Raw genomic sequence first — 15,680 nt, forward strand, 5'->3', positions numbered from 1 at the left:
GGGGGGCGGGGCGCGGCCCAGGGCGGGCGGGGCCGCGCGCGGGGCCGGGCGGGCCCCGCGCCGGGTCGGGCCGCGGCTCCTGGCCTGGCCGGACCCCTGGGCGGGTCGGGCCGGGCCCCTGGGCGGGGCCGCGGCCGTCAGGACGCCCGGGCCGCCAGGACCGCGGGCGGGACGCTGTCGAAGACGTCGTCGTACCCGCGCACCTCGTCCCCGGAGAGCAGGTACGCCTGCGCCTCGCCCACGTGGAAGTACATCCCGTGCAGGGTGAGGCTGCCGTCGGCGAGCCGCCGCGCCACCGACTCGTACGCCCGCAGGTGCTCCAGCTGCTGGACGACGTTGGTGAGGCACAGCTGCTCCACCGCGTCCGCCGGCAGCCGTCCGGAGATCCGCGCCCAGGCGTGGCGGCGGCTCGCCATCCGCTCCAGGCTCGGCCGGCCGTGCCGCAGCCAGCGGCGCAGCGGGGTCGCCGGCTCGTCGGGACCGGCGCCGAGCAGGGCCTGCATGGCGCCGCAGCCGGAATGGCCGCAGACGGTGATCGACTGCACCCGCAGCACGTCCACCGCGTACTCGATCGCCGCCGCCACCGAGTCGTCCCCGCTCCCGTCCCCGGGCGGCGGCACCAGATTGCCGACGTTGCGCACGGTGAAGAGGTCGCCGGGCCCGCTGGACGTGATCATGCTGGTGACCACCCGGGAGTCGGCGCAGGTGAGGAAGAGCTGCGAGGGGGTCTGGCCCTCCCGCGCCAGCCGGGCCAGCTCGTCCCGGACCAGCGGTGCGGTGTTCCGCTGGAACTTGCCGATGCCGTGGGCCAGCTGATGACCCGTCGGGCGGGCCGGCTCCTCGGCCGCGGGGGCGGGCGGCGGCGCGGGCCGCTCGGCGCACTGGTGGTTGTGCCAGGGGGTCCAGGGACGGCAGCAGGCGTGGGGGGACGCCTCCTGCGCGGCGGCCGCGGGGCTCGTGGCCGGGGCGTCCGCGGAGCCGGTCCCCAGATCGGCGCCGGGAAGACGGGCGGCGGGGGAGCCGGTGATCCGGCCGCCGGTGGGGCCGGTCAGCGCGACCGTCCCGCCGTGCGCCAGATGGCCGGTGGACCAGTCGTTCAGCGTCTCGTACGCGGCATGGTCCATGAACGAGCCGTCCAGCTCCACGGTCACCTCCGAGCCTGCGGGGATCTGGTGCAGCGCGCGGCTCAGCCGCGGCACCGCGAGGAAGGTCAGCTGGCCGCGGACGCGCAGCAGCTGGCGCCCGTCGCGGTCCTCCCGGGTGATCCGGGTGCGGGCCAGCCGGTGCATCGCGACCGCGACCGCGACGGCGATGCCGAGGGCGACGCCCTCCAGGATGCCGACCAGGACGACCCCGGTCAGCGTCACCGCGTACACCACGATCTCGCGGTGACGGGTGACCGTACGGATGTGGGTGATGCTCACCATCTGGATGCCGACCACCATGACGAGGGCGGCGAGCGCGGCGAGCGGAATCAGGTCCAGCGCGGGCACGAGGAGCAGCGCGGCCACCACGATCCACAGGCCGTGCAGCATGGTGGAGGCGCGGCTGACCGCGCCCGCCGACACGTTGGCGACGCTGCGGACCGCGACCCCCGCGACCGGGAGGCCGCCGAGCGCCCCGGAGACCATGTTGGCCACGCCCTGGCCCGCCAGCTCGCGGTCGAGGTCGGAGCGCGGCACGCCCCGGCCTCGGTCCGGGCGGGCGGCGACGAGCTTGTCGACGGCGACGGCGGAGAGCAGCGACTGCACGCTGGTGACCAGGGTGATCGTCAGCACGCCGGCGGCGATCCCGAGGACCGGCCCGTCGGGCAGCCCCGGCAGCGCGTGGCTGCTCCAGGAGGGGAGGTCGACGCGGGGCACGGAGAGGCCGGCGGCCACCGCGAGCAGGGTCGCGCCGCCGACGGCGACCAGCGCGGCCGGCGCCTTGCGCGCCCAGCGGCCCGCGCGACCCGGCAGCCGGGGCCAGCAGAGCAGGACGGCGATGGTCAGCGCGCTGATGACGAGCGGGGCCGGCCGGACGTCCGTCACCCGGTCGGGGAGCCCGAGGACGTTGGCGACCGCGGAGCTCTGCGGGGTGGCGCCGAGGACGATGTGGAGCTGGGCCAGGGCGATGGTGGCGCCGATGCCGCCCAGCATGCCGTGCACGATCGCGGGCGAGACCGCGAGCGCCGAGCGGGCCACCTTCAGGGCGGACAGGGCGAGTTGGGCGAGTCCTGCGAGGACCGTGATGGCGCAGGTGGTGCGCCAGCCGTACCGCTGGATCAGCTCGGCGGTGACGACCGTGAGGCCGGCGGCGGGTCCGCTCACCTGGAGCGGTGAGCCGCCGAGACGGCCGGCGACCAGACCGCCGACGGCGGCGGCGACCAGTCCGGCCTGGAGCGGTGCTCCGGTGGCGAGGGCGATGCCGAGCGACAGCGGCAGCGCGATCAGGAAGACGGCGATCGACGCGGAGACGTCCGCGCCGGCGGGGCGGAAGCGGCGTCCGCCTCCGGGTGGGCTGTGGGGCCGCTGGACGCGCGGCCGGTTGGGCGTGCGGGCAGGGGTGCAGAGGGTCATCCGGTCTCCTCCGGGGCCGAACGGGTACCTCAACTCTGAGTAAACGAATCGTAATGGAGAGTAAAGTCTCCGGCATTATTTTCGGGGCAAACAGGGCAATGGTTCACCGGTTCCGGTGATTGGGAGGCGCATTGCCGCTTGTCGTTTCATCGCTCCGGCGGGTGCGGTGCGAGGTTGACGCCGCTCGTAGGTCGTAGCCCGTGTCCGTGCTCGGGGATGTCGGAGAAGAGAGGTGGGCGGATGTCAGCCGCCGCGCGAGGAAGTACGTTCCGGAGGAAGGCGCTGGCCGCCGGTGCCCTGGCCGTCGCCCTGATCGGCGGCCTCGCCGGCTGCTCGGATCCCGCCGGCCCGCCGGCCGGGGGCGCCACGGGTGCCGGTGCCGGTGCCGGTGCGGGTGCGGGTGGCGCCGGGAAGAAGGGTCCCGCCGCCGCGCCGGAGAACGCCGTCCGGCTGATCGGCGACGGCTCCACCGCGTACACCGGCGCCCAGCCGCACCAGCCGACGTGGAAGAAGCTGAAGCCCGGCGAGGCCCCGCCGCAGTTCGTCGTCTTCTCCTGGGACGGCGCCGGCGAGGACAGCCAGAAGCTCTTCTCCCACTTCCGGAACGTCGGCAAGAAGTACGGCGCGACCATGACGTACTTCCTCAGCGGCGTGTACCTCCTGCCGGAGGAGAAGCGGACGATGTACGACCCGCCGCAGCACTCCGCGGGCCGCTCCGACATCGGCTTCAACGACACCGAGGGCATCCGTGCCACCGTCCGCGAACTGCGCGGCGCGTGGCTGGAGGGCAACGAGATCGGCACCCACTTCAACGGGCACTTCTGCGGCGCCGAGGGCGGCGTCGGCACCTGGTCCGTGGAGGAGTGGAAGAGCGAGATCAAGCAGGCCAGGTCCTTCGTCAAGAACTGGAAGACCAACGCCGGCCTGCGCGCCGAGCAGCCGCTCCCATTCGACTACGACAAGGAGCTCGTCGGCGCCCGCACGCCCTGTCTGGAGGGCCGCGAGAACTTCGTGAAGGCCGCCTCCGAACTCGGCTTCCGCTACGACACCAGCGGCGTCAACGACCAGATCTGGCCGAAGAAGGACCAGGGCGTCTGGGACCTGTCCATGCACCTCGTCCCGGTCCCCGGCCGCGCCTTCCAGACCCTGTCCATGGACTACAACTTCATGGTCAACCAGTCGCCCGGCACGACCCAGGGCGACCCCGGCATGCACCGCTACTGGGGCGACCAGATGCGCGACGGCCTCGTCCAGGCGTTCGAGCGCTCCTACCGGGGCAACCGGGCGCCGGTCGTCATCGGCAACCACTTCGAGTCCTGGAACGGCGGCACCTACATGCGCGCCGTCGAGGAGACCATCGCCACGGTCTGCGTGCAGAAGGACGTCGAGTGCGTCTCCTTCCGCCAGCTCGCGGACTGGCTCGACGCCCAGGACCCGGCCGTCGTCGCCAAGATGCGCACCCTGAAGGTCGGCGAGGCCCCGGCCGGCGGCTGGTCCGCCTTCCTCGCCCCCCGGCCGGCCTCCCCGGCCGCCCCTGCCTCCCCGGCGACCCCGGCCGCTCCGGCCACCGCTCCGGCGGCACAGCCGGCCGCACGGAGCTGACGCGCCACCGCGCCCCGGGAACGGAGCGCGCCCCGGAAACGGAGCGGGACTCCCGGGGCGCGCGGGCGGGGTGCGGGAAGGCGGTACCGGGGCGGGCGGTCCGGGGCGGCGGGGGCCGTCAGCGGGCCGCCGCGGCGGCCGGTTCGCCGAGGACGAAGCCGGGGTCGACCTGCGCCGCCAGGTCGGCCCCGGTCTTGGCGTTGCCCCAGCTCTCCGCGTTGCGGAGGTGGAAGTGGACCATCTGGCTCGTGTAGCGCCGCCAGTCGCGGCGCGCGTACGAGTCGTCCGCCGCCTCCCGCAGGGCCCGCAGCGCACGGTGGTTCTCCGGCTCCAGCCGCTCGAAGCGCGGAGGTCGGCCCTTCTCCATCGCGCGGACCCAGTCCGAGTGGCCGACCGTGACGAGCAGGTCCTCGCCGACCTCCTGGCGCAGGAAGTCCAGGTCGTCCGGGCCCTGCACCTTGTTGCCGACGACCTTCAGCGCGACGCCGAAGTCCCGCGCGTACTCCTTGTACTGGCGGTACACCGACACGCCCTTGCGGGTCGGCTCGGCGACCAGGAAGGTCATGTCGAAGCGGGTGAACATGCCGGACGCGAACGAGTCCGAGCCCGCCGTCATGTCGACGACCACGTACTCGTCGGCCCCGTCCACCAGATGGTTCAGGCACAGCTCCACCGCGCCGACCTTCGAGTGGTAGCAGGCCACGCCGAGGTCCGCCTCGGTGAACGGGCCGGTCGCCATCAGCCGCACCTCGCCGGGGTCCAGCCGGACCGGTCGCGCGCACGCCTCGTACACCGGGTTCTCCTCGCGGACCCGCAGCAGCCGCGAACCCTCCCCGGGCGGCGTCGTCTTGATCATCGTCTCGGCCGAGACGATCCGCGGATTGCTGCCGCGCAGGTACTCCTTGATGAGCGGCAGATGCGCCCCCATCGCGGGCAGCGCGGCCGCGTCCTCCTCGGAGAGACCGAGCGCGGCCCCCAGATGCTGGTTGATGTCCGCGTCGACGGCGACGACGGGGGACTCGGTGGCGGCGAGGTGGCGGACGAAGAGCGAGGACAGCGTCGTCTTGCCGCTGCCGCCCTTCCCGACGAAAGCGATCTTCATGTTCACCTAGCGTAGTGGCATGAACGCGCTTAGTGGTCGAGGTCTATGAAGAAGACCACTCCTTCGTGGGGCGGGCCCCGGGGGCGCGTAGCCTCCCTACCTATGAGTACGCACGCCTCTGACCCCTTGGCCGCCCTCGGCACCCTGCCGGGCGTCGCCGACGCGGTGGACTCCGTACGCAAGGCCGTCGACCGGGTCTACGGCCACCGCGTGATGCGCCGCCGCAGCAACGAGATCGCCCACGAGGCTGCGCTCCGCGGCGCCCGCGGCTCGGCCGCGCTGGCCGGCGCCGACTGGGCTCTGGAGGAGGTCCGCCGCCGGACCGACTTCAGCGCCGACCCCGAGGCCCGCACCGTCGGCGCCGCCCTCCGCCTGAGCGCCGAGGCGGGCGAACTGCTCTCCATCTGGCGCCAGTCGCCGCTCCGGGTGCTGGCCCGCCTGCACCTGGTCGCCGCCGGCGAGCACGAGGACTCGACGGGCCGCCCCCGCCAGGCCGGCGAGACCGTCACCGAGCCGCTGATCGAGGCCCCCCTGCCGAGCCCCGACGAGGTCGCCGCCCGCCTGGAGGGCCTCGCGGAGCTGGTCGTCGCGGACAGCGAGGCCCCGGCGCTCGTCGTCTCCGCCGTGGTCCACGGCGAACTGCTCGCCCTGCGCCCCTTCACCTCGCACAACGGTCTCGTCGCCCGGACCGCCGAGCGGATCGTGCTGGAGGGGAGCGGCCTCGACCCGAAGGGCATCTGCCCCGCCGAGGTCGGCCACGCGGAGCAGGGCCGGGCCGCCTACGCGGCCGCCTTCGAGGGGTACCTCACCGGCACCCCGGAGGGCGTCGGCGCGTGGATCGCGCACTGCGGGCGGGCGGTGGAACTCGGCGTCCGGGAGTCGACCGCGGTCTGCGAGGCGCTCCAGCGCGGCGCTGCCTGACACACCCCCGGACATGGGTTGCGGCGGTACCAAGGATCAGTACCGCCGCTGGCACGTCCACCCAGTTACCAAGCGTCCTCGATATGTGCCCATCAGGCGGGGTTGCTTTGCCCTTCGCCTGGTGCGGCTGGCCCGTAATCGACGGGTCGACGTCGCGTGGGTGCCAGGTTTTTGTGCGTCAGGTCCGTGGGGCCTTGATGCTCAACAGGTGATCCTCTCGGATGTCCCAGGTCTCGCGGGCCTGATTCCTTTCTACTCCTGTCCGCCGGTAAGCGAAAGTGGTGGCTCCGCTTCTTTGCGCTCTTTCCGGATCGCCCGAAACCGGGACAAGCGGTCAGTGCCCCGCGAGGGCGGTCGCGGAGGCCCGGTGACGCCGGCGGGTGGCGTACCAGACCAGCCCCGCGGTGGCCGCCGCCGCGCCCACGGCCGCCGCGGCCATGAGCGTCGGACGCGGCGGCATCCGGAACGCCGGCAGCCGCTGCTTGAGCCGCACCGGCCGGTCGAACACCAGCACCGGCCACTCCCGGGCCACCGCCTCGCGGCGCAACGTCCGGTCCGGGTTGACCGCGTACGGGTGCCCGACGGCCTCCAGCATGGGGATGTCGGTCGCCGAGTCGCTGTAGGCGTAGCAGCGGGAGAGGTCGTACCCCTCCGACTTCGCCAGCTCGCGGACGGCCTCGGCCTTGGTCGGGCCGTAGGCGTAGTACTCCACCTCACCGGTGAAGCACCCGTCCTCGCCGACCACCATCCGGGTGGCGACGACCCGGTCGGCCCCGAGCATCTCCCCGATCGGCTCGACCACCTCGGCACCGGAGGTGGACACGATCACGACGTCGCGGCCGGCGGCGTGGTGTTCCTCGATGAGGGAGGCGGCCTCGTCGTAGATGATCGGGTCGATCAGGTCGTGCAGGGTCTCGGCGACGAGTTCCCTGACCTGGGCCACGTTCCAGCCTTTGCAGAGCGCGGAAAGATATTCGCGCATCCGCTCCATCTGGTCGTGATCGGCCCCGCCGACCAGGAACACGAACTGGATGTAGGCCGTCCGCAGGGCGGCACGGCGGCTGATCAGTCCGCCCCGGTAGAAGGACTTGCTGAAGGTCAGCGTCGATGACTTCGCAATGACCGTCTTGTCCAGGTCAAAGAAGGCGGCTGTGCGCGGCAAGGAGTGGTTTTCCACAACGCTGAGCATAGGTGCCCGCCATTCGGCGTACGCTGGGGCGCGTGGGTTTGCCTGAGAAGGCTCTCGGGTACACCATGGAAGTCACGGATCGTTCGCGACCGTGCTAACCCGGTCCGGCTCCTCCCCCCCCGAGTCGGCCGGAAAGACGACCCCCGCTCTCCCCCCCGGCGGGGGTCGTCGCATGTCCGGAGCCGTTTTCACGCGCTGAGCCATCGCTCGCTCCCCTCTCTCGTGTCGCCGTACATCCGGCCGCCCCCGGCCCGGCGATCTCTCGCTTCGTCACTCAGAGTAGCCGGTGGACTGCGTTCCGGGCAGCCCTCGGGCGGGTGGTCGAGATATTCACAGGCGGTGGATTGTCCACAGTTTTTCGGTGGGCTCCGCACGATTTCCCCGGCGGCCTCACGGTGATTCCCGGCGCGAAGTTCGCGGCCGGCAAGGAATCACGAGAGGGGTGTGCGCGATGCAGGAGCCGACGGCTTCCCGCACGGGCGGAGCGGAGCACGGGGACCCGGCGCGGGACGGGGAAGGGGTGCGCGGGCCCGGCCCGCTGATCGTCACCGAGGACGTCGTCCTCCTCGACGACCTGCTGCGCCTGTGCGCCGCGGCCGGCGTCGAGCCCGAGGTCCATCACCGGGTGCCCGAGCGGCGGGCGAGCTGGACCGACCCTCCGCTCGTCCTGGTCGGCGAGGACGCGGCGGCCCGCTGCCGGGGCGCCACCCGCCGGCCCGGAGTGGTCCTCGTCGGGCGCGCCCAGGACGATCCTGCGGTGTGGCGGCTCGCCGTCGAGGTCGGCGCCGACAGCGTCCTGCGCCTGCCGGGGGCCGAGTCCGTGCTCGTCGACCGGATCGCGGACGCCGCCGAGGGCGTCGGCCGGACCGCGCTGACCGTCGGCGTCGTCGGCGGGCGGGGCGGGGCCGGGGCCTCCACCCTCGCCTGCGGGCTCGCGCTCGCCGCCGCACGCGCCGGCCGGCGGACCCTGCTCGTCGACGGCGACCCGCTGGGCGGAGGGCTCGACGTGCTGCTCGGCGCCGAGCGGGAGGCGGGCCGGCGCTGGGGCGACTTCGCGGCCTCCAAGGGGCGCCTGGCCGGCGGGGCGCTGGAGGCGTCGCTGCCCGCCGCCCGGGGCGTGCGGGTGCTCAGCTGGGGCCGGGAGCCCACCGGTGCCGTGCCGCCCGAGGCGGTCCGCTCCGTGCTCGCCGCGGCCCGCCGCCGGGGCGGGGTCGTCGTGGTCGACCTGCCGCGCGCCGTCGACGAGGCCGGGGCCGAGGCCCTCGCCCAGCTCGACCTCGGCCTCCTCGTCGTCCCCGGAGAACTGCGGGCGGTCGCGGCCGCCCACCGGATCACCGCCACCCTCTCCCTGCTCGTGCGCGACCTGCGGGCCGTGGTCCGGGGGCCGTACGCGGCGGGGCTCGACGAGCGCTGGGTCGCCGACGCGCTGCGGCTGCCGCTCGCCGGCGAACTCCCCTACGACCCCGGCATCGTGACCGACCAGGACGCGGGCGCCCCACCGGGCGCCCAGCCCCGGGGACCGCTCGGCCGCTTCTGCGCCGCCTTCTGGGAGCGCGCGCTGCCCGCCGGAGGTGCGGCATGACGGGGACGGGCACGACGGAGACCGGGACGACGGCGGTCCCGGTCGGGCGGCCGGGCGGCGCCGGACTCCTCGACGCCGTGCGGCAGCGGCTCGCGGCGAGCGGCGCCGAGCCGACCCCGGCCCGGGTGGCGGCCGCCCTGCGCGCCCAGGGGCGGCTGCTCGGGGACGCCGAGGTGCTGGGCGCCGCGGAGGAACTGCGCTGCGAACTGACCGGCGCCGGACCGCTGGAGGCCCTGCTGGCCGACCCCGACGTGACCGACGTCCTCGTCTCCGCGCCCGACCGGGTGTGGGTCGACCGGGGCGCCGGCCTGGAGCGGGCGCCCGTCGTCTTCCCCGACGCCGCCGCCGTCCGCAGGCTCGCCCAGCGCCTCGCCGCGGTGGCCGGGCGCCGCCTCGACGACGCCCGGCCCTGGGTGGACGCGCGGCTGCCCGACGGCACCCGCATGCACGCGGTCCTCCCGCCGGTCGCCGTCGGCTCCACCTGCCTCTCGCTGCGGGTGATGCGCCCCCGGGCCTTCACCCTGGACGAGCTGACCGCGGCCGGGACCGTGCCGCCGGACGGCGACCGGGTCCTGCGCGCGCTGATCGAGGCCCGGGTGTCGTACCTGGTCAGCGGCGGCACCGGCACGGGCAAGACGACCCTCCTCGCGGCCCTGCTCGGCCTCGTCGGGGAGCGGGAGCGGATCGTCCTCGCCGAGGACTCGGCCGAGCTGCGCCCCGACCACCCCCATGTGGTCCGCCTGGAGGCCCGGCCGCCGAACCAGGAGGGCGCCGGGCTGGTCACCCTCCGGGACCTGGTCCGCCAGGCCCTGCGGATGCGGCCCGACCGGCTCGTGGTCGGCGAGGTCCGCGGCGGCGAGGCCGTCGATCTCCTGGCGGCCCTGAACACCGGCCACGAAGGCGGCTCGGGGACTCTTCACGCCAACACCGCCGCCGACGTCCCCGCCCGGCTCGAAGCGCTCGGCACGGCCGCGGGGCTCGACCGGGCCGCCCTGCACAGCCAGCTGGGCGCCGGGCTGTCCGCCGTGGTGCACCTGGTGAGGGACCGCGGCGGACGGCGCCGGATCGCCGAGGTCCATGTGCTGGAGCGGGACCGGGCCGGCCTGGTGCGGACGGTGCCCGCGCTCCGCTGGGGCCCGGACGGGTTCGAGCGGGAGCGGGGCTGGCCCCGGCTGCGCGCGCTCGTGGGCGGTGCCCCGTGACGGCCGAGCGGTTCTCCGCGCTCTGCGTGGCCGCGAGCTGTCTGCTCGCCCTCCGGCGGGCGACCGGCACCCGCCGGGCGTCCCGCAGGGCGGCGGCCCTGCTCCGCGGGCCTGGCGCGGCGCCCGGGAGCGGCGGACCCGGCCGGGAGACGGCGGCGCGCTGGTGGGCGGCGGCCCGGGGGCGGCCCGAGTGGCTGTGCCTGCCCGCCGCCGGGCTGATCGCGCTGCTCGGGGAGTCGCCGCTGCCGCTGGTGGCCGGTGCCCTGGCCGTGCCTCTGGCGCGGGGCCGGCTGGGGGCGGCCCGCCGGCGCAAGGAGCGCGAGGCGCTGGCCGGGCGGGTGGTGGCGCTGTGCGAGACCGCGGGCGGGGAGCTGAGAGCCGGCCGGCAGCCGGGCCCGGCCCTCGCCTACGCGGCCCGCCGCACCGGTGCCCTCGGCCCGGAGGAGGCGCGGGTGCTCGCCGCGGTCGGCTTCGGCGGCGACGTGCCGGAGGCCCTGCGGACGGCGGCCCGCCGGGAGGGCGCCGAGGGGCTCGCGGGCCTGGCGGCCTGCTGGCAGGTGGCCGTCGACGGCGGGGCGGGGCTCGCGGCCGGGCTCGACCGGCTGGAGGCGGCCCTGCGCGAGCGGCACGAGCGCCGCGAAGGACTGCGGGCCGAACTGGCCGGGGCCTGGGCCACGGTGGCCGTGCTCGCCGCCCTGCCGGTGGCCGGGATCGGCATGGGCGCGGCCATGGGCGCTGAGCCGCTGCGGGTCCTGCTCCACACGCCCGCCGGCGTGGCCTGCCTCCTCCTGGGGTGCGGGCTGGAGGCGGTCGGCCTGTGGTGGGCCGCGCGGATCGTGCGGGGAGGCGGCGGCGATGCGGAGTGAACTGACGGAATCGGCCCCGCTGGTGTTCCTGGCCTGCTGGCTGCTCGGCCGGGCCTGGCTCCGGCTGGCGCGGGCCCGGCGGGAGCGGGACACCCGCCGACGGCTCGGCGTCCTGGCGGCGCCCGGCCGGGACGGCGGCACGGGGCGGCTCGGGCGGTTCGGGCGGCTCGGCGGGCGTCCCGCCGGGCGAGGGGCCTGGGACCGTGCGGCGGCCGGACTGCGGGAGGTGCCGGGGCCGGTGCGGGGCGCGGTCGTCGGGGGCGTGCTCGGCGCGGGGATGTTCCTCGGGTGGCCGGCGGCGCTCGCGGCGGGCGCGGGCGGTGTCCTCGCCGCCCGGTGGTGGCTGCGGCGGGCCGGAGCCGCCCGGGCGCCGGCCGTGGACCGCGAGGCGGTGCGGCAGCTGCCGGAGGCGGCCGATCTGCTGGCGGCCTGCGCCTCGGCCGGGGCCGGGCCGGGGGAGGCTGCGGAGGCCGTGGGGCGGTCGCTGGGCGGACCGCTCGGCGAGCGGCTGCTGCGGACCGCCGCCGAACTGCGGCTCGGCGGCGAACCGGCCGAGGTGTGGGGGAGGTTCGGCGCGATACCGGGCGCAGAGGGGCTCGCCCGCTGCATGGAGCGGGCCGGCGCCTCAGGGGCGCCCGCCGCGGACGCCGTGGCCCGGCACGCGGCCGGGCTGCGGGCGGCGAGCGCCCGCACCGCCGCCGCCCGGGCCCGCCGGGCCCAGGTGCTGATCAGCGCTCCCGTGGGGCTCTGCTTCCTGCCCGCGTTCCTCGCGGTCGGGGTGGCCCCGGTGGTGATCGGCCTGGCGTCGGGCCTGCTCGGCCGCTGAGCGCGGGCGGGGCAGGTCCGGACGGGACAGGGCGTGACAGGACGGGACAGGCCAGGAGGACACGTGCGAGGAACGGAAGGGAAGACGGAGATGGGAACGACGTACAGGTGGGCGCGGAAGGCGCTGGGGGCGTTCTGGGCGACCCGGCGGAAGGCGCTGCGGACCGACACCGGGATGAGCACCGTCGAGTACGCGCTCGGCCTGCTCACCGCGGCCGGCGTCGCGGTGATGTTCTACAAGGTCATGACGGGCGCGAGCGTCTCGGGCGCCCTGGAGTCGATGGTCACGAAGGCCCTCGATGGGCCGTTCTGAGGCAGGCCGGAACCGGGCCCGCCTCCGGGCCCGGGGCGCGCCCGGAGGACCGGGTGACCGGGGCTCCGTGACCGTGGAGGCGGCGATCGTGCTGCCGGTGCTCGTGCTCTTCGCGATGGCGCTGCTCTGGGCGCTGGCCGCGTCCGCCGCGCAGATCCGCTGCGTGGACGCGGCCAGGGCCGGGGCCCGGGCGGCGGCCCGCTCGGAGCCCCCGGAGGCCGTGGCGGCCGCCGCCCGCGCCGCCGCGCCCGAGGGCGCCCGGGTGGAGGTCGTACGGGAGGGAGAGCTGTGGCGGGTGACGGTGCGGGCGGCCGCGCCGGGACCGGCCGGCCTGGGCGTGACCCTGCGGGCCGGGGCCGCGGCGCTCGCCGAGGACGCGGTCGGGGGAGGTGGCGCGGCATGAGGCGGGACACGGGGCGGGACACGGGGCGCCGGGCCGGCGCCCTGGTGGGGCGGCCCGGGGTGCGGTGCGGGGGCGGTGACCGGGGGGTCGCGACCGTGTGGACGGCCATCGCGGCCTGCGCGCTCTGCGTGGTCTTCGGGGCGGTGCTGGCGCTGGGGCAGGCGGTGGCGGTGCGGCACCGGGCGGGCGGAGCCGCCGACCTCGCGGCCCTCGCCGCCGCCGACCGGGCCCTGTGGGGCGCGGTGGAGGCGTGCGCGGCGGCCGCCCGGGTCGCCGCCGCCCAGGGGGCCGAGGTGGTGCGGTGCGCGGTGACCGGCGCGGAGGCGGAGGTGACGGCGAGGGTGACCGTCGGGGCCTGGGCCCCGACGGTCAGAGCCCGGGCGGGACCCGGCCCGGCGGCGCCTCCTCCGGCGGTGCCTGGCCGGGCGGGACCCGACCCGGCGGGACCTGGCCCGGCGATTCCTCTGCCGTCGGTTCCTCCTCCGGCGATGCCTCTGCCGTCAGTTCCTCCAGCGCTTCCTCCCCCGGCGCTTCCTCCTCCGGCGATGCCTCCCCCGGCGCTTCCTCCTCCGGCAGTGGGGGCGTCGCAGGTGGTTCGGTCCGGGGAGGGGGTGGGCGGAGGAGTTCGGTGAGGAGGCGGACGGCGCCTCGTTTGTGGAGGGGGTCGTTGCCGTTGCCGCACTTGGGGGACTGGATGCAGGAGGGGCAGCCTGCCTCGCACTCGCAGGAGGCGATCGCCTCGCGGGTGGCGGTGAGCCAGGCCCGGGCGGTGTGGAAGGCGCGCTCGGCGAACCCGGCGCCGCCCGGATGCCCGTCGTACACGAAGACGGTCGGCAGCAGGGTGTCCGGGTGGAGCGGGACGGATACGCCGCCGATGTCCCAGCGGTCGCAGGTGGCGAAGAGCGGCAGCATGCCGATGGAGGCGTGCTCGGCGGCGTGCAGGGCGCCGCCGAGGATCTCCGGGGTGATCCGGGCGGCGTCGAGCTGGTCCTCGGTGACCGTCCACCACACGGCCCGGGTGCGCAGGGTGCGGGGCGGCAGGTCGAGCTTGGTCTCGCCCAGCACCTCGCCCGTGATGAGCCGGCGGCGCAGGAAGGAGACGACCTGGTTGGTGACCTCGACGGAGCCGTAGCAGAGGCGGCCCGAGCCCCAGGGGATCTCGGTGTCGGTCTCCAGGACGCGGATGGAGGTGGTGTCGCGGGCGACGGTCGAGTACGGCGGGACGGCCTCCTCGACGAGGGCGACGGAGTCCTCCAGGTCCAGCTTCCTGACCAGGTAGGTGCGGCCCTGGTGGAGGTGGACGGCGCCCTCGTGGACGGCGGTGTGGGAGGCGGCCTCGTCGACCGTGCCGAGGAGCCGGCCGGTGCCCTCCTCGACGATCCGGACCGGGCTGCCGCCGCCGCCCCGGATGTCGGCGAGGTCGGCGGCCCGCTCGCGGCGGGTCCAGTACCAGCCGCCGGCGCGGCGGCGCAGCAGCGCGGCCGCCTCCAGCTGGGGCATGAGGCCGGGCGCGGCGGGGCCGAAGAGGGCCAGGTCGGCCTCGGTGAGCGGGAGCTCGGACGCGGCGGCGCACAGATGGGGGGCGAGGACGTACGGGTTGTCGGGGTCCAGGACGGTCGACTCGACCGGCTGGTCGAAGATCGCCTCGGGGTGGTGGACGAGGAAGGTGTCCAGCGGGTCGTCGCGGGCGATCAGGACGGCGAGGGCGCCCTCGCCGGAGCGGCCCGCCCGGCCGGCCTGCTGCCACAGGGAGGCCCGGGTGCCGGGGTAGCCGGCGATGAGGACGGCGTCGAGGCCGGAGACGTCCACGCCCAGCTCCAGGGCGGTGGTGGCGGCGAGGCCGAGGAGCTCCCCGGAGTGCAGGGCCCGCTCCAGGGCGCGCCGCTCCTCGGGCAGGTAGCCGCCCCGGTAGGCGGCGACCCGCCGGGCGAGCGCCCGGTCGGTCTCGGCGAGCCGTTCCTGGGCGATCACCGAGATCAGTTCGGCGCCGCGCCGGGAGCGGACGAAGGCGACCGAACGGACGCCCTGCCGGGTGAGGTCGGTGAGCAGGTCGGCGGTCTCTGCGGTGGCGGTGCGGCGGACCGGGGCGCCGCGCTCGCCCTGGAGCTCGGTGAGGGGCGGCTCCCAGAGGGCGAAGACGAGCTCGCCGCGCGGGGAGGCGTCGTCGGAGACCTCGGTGACGGGCAGGCCGGTGAGCCGGCCGGCGGCGCGGGCCGGGTCGGCGGAGGTGGCGGAGGCGAGGAGGAAGACCGGCTCGGAGCCGTACCGGGCGCAGATCCGGCGCAGCCGGCGCAGGACCTGGGCCACGTGGGAGCCGAAGACGCCCCGGTAGGTGTGGCACTCGTCGATGACGACGTAGCGCAGGGAGCGCAGGAAGGAGGACCACCGGGGGTGGGAGGGCAGGATGCCCCGGTGCAGCATGTCGGGGTTGGTGAGGACGTAGTTCGCGTACTGGCGGACCCACTCGCGCTCCTCGACCGGGGTGTCGCCGTCGTAGACGGCGGGCCGGATCCGGTTGCCGAGCGGGGCGGCGAGCTCGCGGACGGCCCGGCGCTGGTCGGCGGCGAGGGCCTTGGTGGGGGAGAGGTACAGGGCGGTCGCGCCGCGCCCGTTCGCGGCCTCCGCGCCGTCGAGGAGGGCGGAGAGGACGGGGGCGAGGTAGGCGAGCGACTTGCCCGAGGCGGTTCCTGTGGCGATCACCACGGATTCGCCGTCGAGGGCGTGCTCGGCCGCCTCGGCCTGGTGGGCCCAGGGGTGCTCGATGCCGGCGTCCTGGACCGCGGCGATCACCTCGGAACGGATGCGGTCCGGCCAGACGGCATGGCGGCCCGTCCGGGCGGGCATGTGCTCCATATGAGTGATGCGCGCGGCCCGGCTCTCGCCGGAGGCGAGCCGTTCGAGGACCCGGTGCGGGGAAGGGCGGCTGCCCGTGTCTCCGGCGGGTCGAGCGGTGCGCTGATTCTTGGCCATCGGCACCGAGTGTGTCACCGGCGTGACGGACAATGCTTCCAAGGCGTCGTGCATGGCTGCTGGTAAGTGATTGAATGCCATCGCGGCTGGCGATTCGTTCTCCGACTCCGTCCGGGAGATCCGAGGGGGCGAACGCCCGATAGCAAG

General features: G+C 75.8%; 12 protein-coding genes and 1 pseudogene. 9 read left to right on the forward strand and 4 right to left on the reverse strand.

The features are described 5' to 3' along the window. Nucleotides 1-137: 137 nt before the first annotated feature. Nucleotides 138-2,558, reverse strand: coding sequence for a SulP family inorganic anion transporter (locus ACFVU3_RS10010; RefSeq protein ID WP_390065268.1), 2,421 nt, complete (start codon nucleotides 2,556-2,558; stop codon nucleotides 138-140). Nucleotides 2,559-2,798: 240 nt separating this feature from the next. On the opposite strand from ACFVU3_RS10010, the gene ACFVU3_RS10015 reads away from it, so the two are divergent. After that, nucleotides 2,799-4,160 (forward strand): hypothetical protein, encoded by a 1,362-nt coding sequence (locus ACFVU3_RS10015; protein ID WP_390065270.1) that lies wholly within the window; start codon nucleotides 2,799-2,801, stop codon nucleotides 4,158-4,160. A 118-nt stretch (nucleotides 4,161-4,278) separates the two neighbouring features. Here the strand turns inward: ACFVU3_RS10015 and ACFVU3_RS10020 are convergent, their stop codons facing one another. Beyond that, nucleotides 4,279-5,262: an ATP-binding protein gene (locus tag ACFVU3_RS10020; RefSeq protein ID WP_390065271.1), complete on the reverse strand. Its 984-nt coding sequence runs from the start codon at nucleotides 5,260-5,262 to the stop codon at nucleotides 4,279-4,281. Nucleotides 5,263-5,364: 102 nt separating this feature from the next. Between ACFVU3_RS10020 and ACFVU3_RS10025 the strand changes: the two genes are divergently transcribed. Beyond that, nucleotides 5,365-6,183 (forward strand): oxidoreductase, encoded by an 819-nt coding sequence (locus ACFVU3_RS10025; RefSeq protein WP_390065273.1) that lies wholly within the window; start codon nucleotides 5,365-5,367, stop codon nucleotides 6,181-6,183. 334 nt (nucleotides 6,184-6,517) lie between these two features. Here the strand turns inward: ACFVU3_RS10025 and ACFVU3_RS10030 are convergent, their stop codons facing one another. Then, the gene (locus ACFVU3_RS10030; protein ID WP_390065275.1) at nucleotides 6,518-7,372 is read right to left on the reverse strand and encodes an HAD family hydrolase; all 855 of its coding nucleotides are present in this window, start codon (nucleotides 7,370-7,372) and stop codon (nucleotides 6,518-6,520) included. Nucleotides 7,373-7,823: 451 nt separating this feature from the next. Here ACFVU3_RS10030 and ssd point away from each other — a divergent pair, with 451 nt between their 5' ends. From ssd to ACFVU3_RS10065, 7 genes and pseudogenes are all read left to right on the forward strand, one after another. Beyond that, a complete protein-coding gene (ssd, locus tag ACFVU3_RS10035; RefSeq protein WP_390065276.1) occupies nucleotides 7,824-8,954 on the forward strand; it encodes a septum site-determining protein Ssd in 1,131 nt (376 codons plus the stop codon). Beyond that, nucleotides 8,951-10,156, forward strand: coding sequence for a TadA family conjugal transfer-associated ATPase (locus ACFVU3_RS10040; RefSeq protein ID WP_390065278.1), 1,206 nt, complete (start codon nucleotides 8,951-8,953; stop codon nucleotides 10,154-10,156). Before ssd ends, ACFVU3_RS10040 begins: the two co-directional genes overlap by 4 nt. Continuing rightward, entirely contained in the window at nucleotides 10,153-11,022 is an 870-nt protein-coding gene (locus ACFVU3_RS10045) for a type II secretion system F family protein (protein ID WP_390065279.1), read from the forward strand. The genes ACFVU3_RS10040 and ACFVU3_RS10045 overlap by 4 nt, the downstream gene beginning before the upstream one ends. Continuing rightward, the gene (locus ACFVU3_RS10050) at nucleotides 11,012-11,848 is read left to right on the forward strand and encodes a type II secretion system F family protein (protein ID WP_390065280.1); all 837 of its coding nucleotides are present in this window, start codon (nucleotides 11,012-11,014) and stop codon (nucleotides 11,846-11,848) included. The genes ACFVU3_RS10045 and ACFVU3_RS10050 overlap by 11 nt, the downstream gene beginning before the upstream one ends. A gap of 90 nt (nucleotides 11,849-11,938) precedes the next feature. After that, the gene (locus tag ACFVU3_RS10055) at nucleotides 11,939-12,160 is read left to right on the forward strand and encodes a DUF4244 domain-containing protein (RefSeq protein ID WP_390065282.1); all 222 of its coding nucleotides are present in this window, start codon (nucleotides 11,939-11,941) and stop codon (nucleotides 12,158-12,160) included. A 67-nt stretch (nucleotides 12,161-12,227) separates the two neighbouring features. Further along, a complete protein-coding gene (locus ACFVU3_RS10060) occupies nucleotides 12,228-12,563 on the forward strand; it encodes a TadE family type IV pilus minor pilin (protein WP_390065284.1) in 336 nt (111 codons plus the stop codon). After that, nucleotides 12,560-12,892 (forward strand): annotated as a pseudogene (locus tag ACFVU3_RS10065) (Rv3654c family TadE-like protein); the annotation flags it as partial. The gene ACFVU3_RS10060 and the pseudogene ACFVU3_RS10065, both read left to right, overlap by 4 nt. Before the next feature lie 40 nt (nucleotides 12,893-12,932). On the opposite strand, the gene ACFVU3_RS10070 reads toward ACFVU3_RS10065, so the two are convergent. Then, nucleotides 12,933-15,614 (reverse strand): DEAD/DEAH box helicase, encoded by a 2,682-nt coding sequence (locus tag ACFVU3_RS10070; RefSeq protein ID WP_390065286.1) that lies wholly within the window; start codon nucleotides 15,612-15,614, stop codon nucleotides 12,933-12,935. Between the last annotated feature and the right edge of the window lie 66 nt (nucleotides 15,615-15,680).

This window comes from Streptomyces sp. NPDC058052 (assembly GCF_042885515.1).
Taxonomy (GTDB): Bacteria; Actinomycetota; Actinomycetes; order Streptomycetales; family Streptomycetaceae; genus Streptomyces.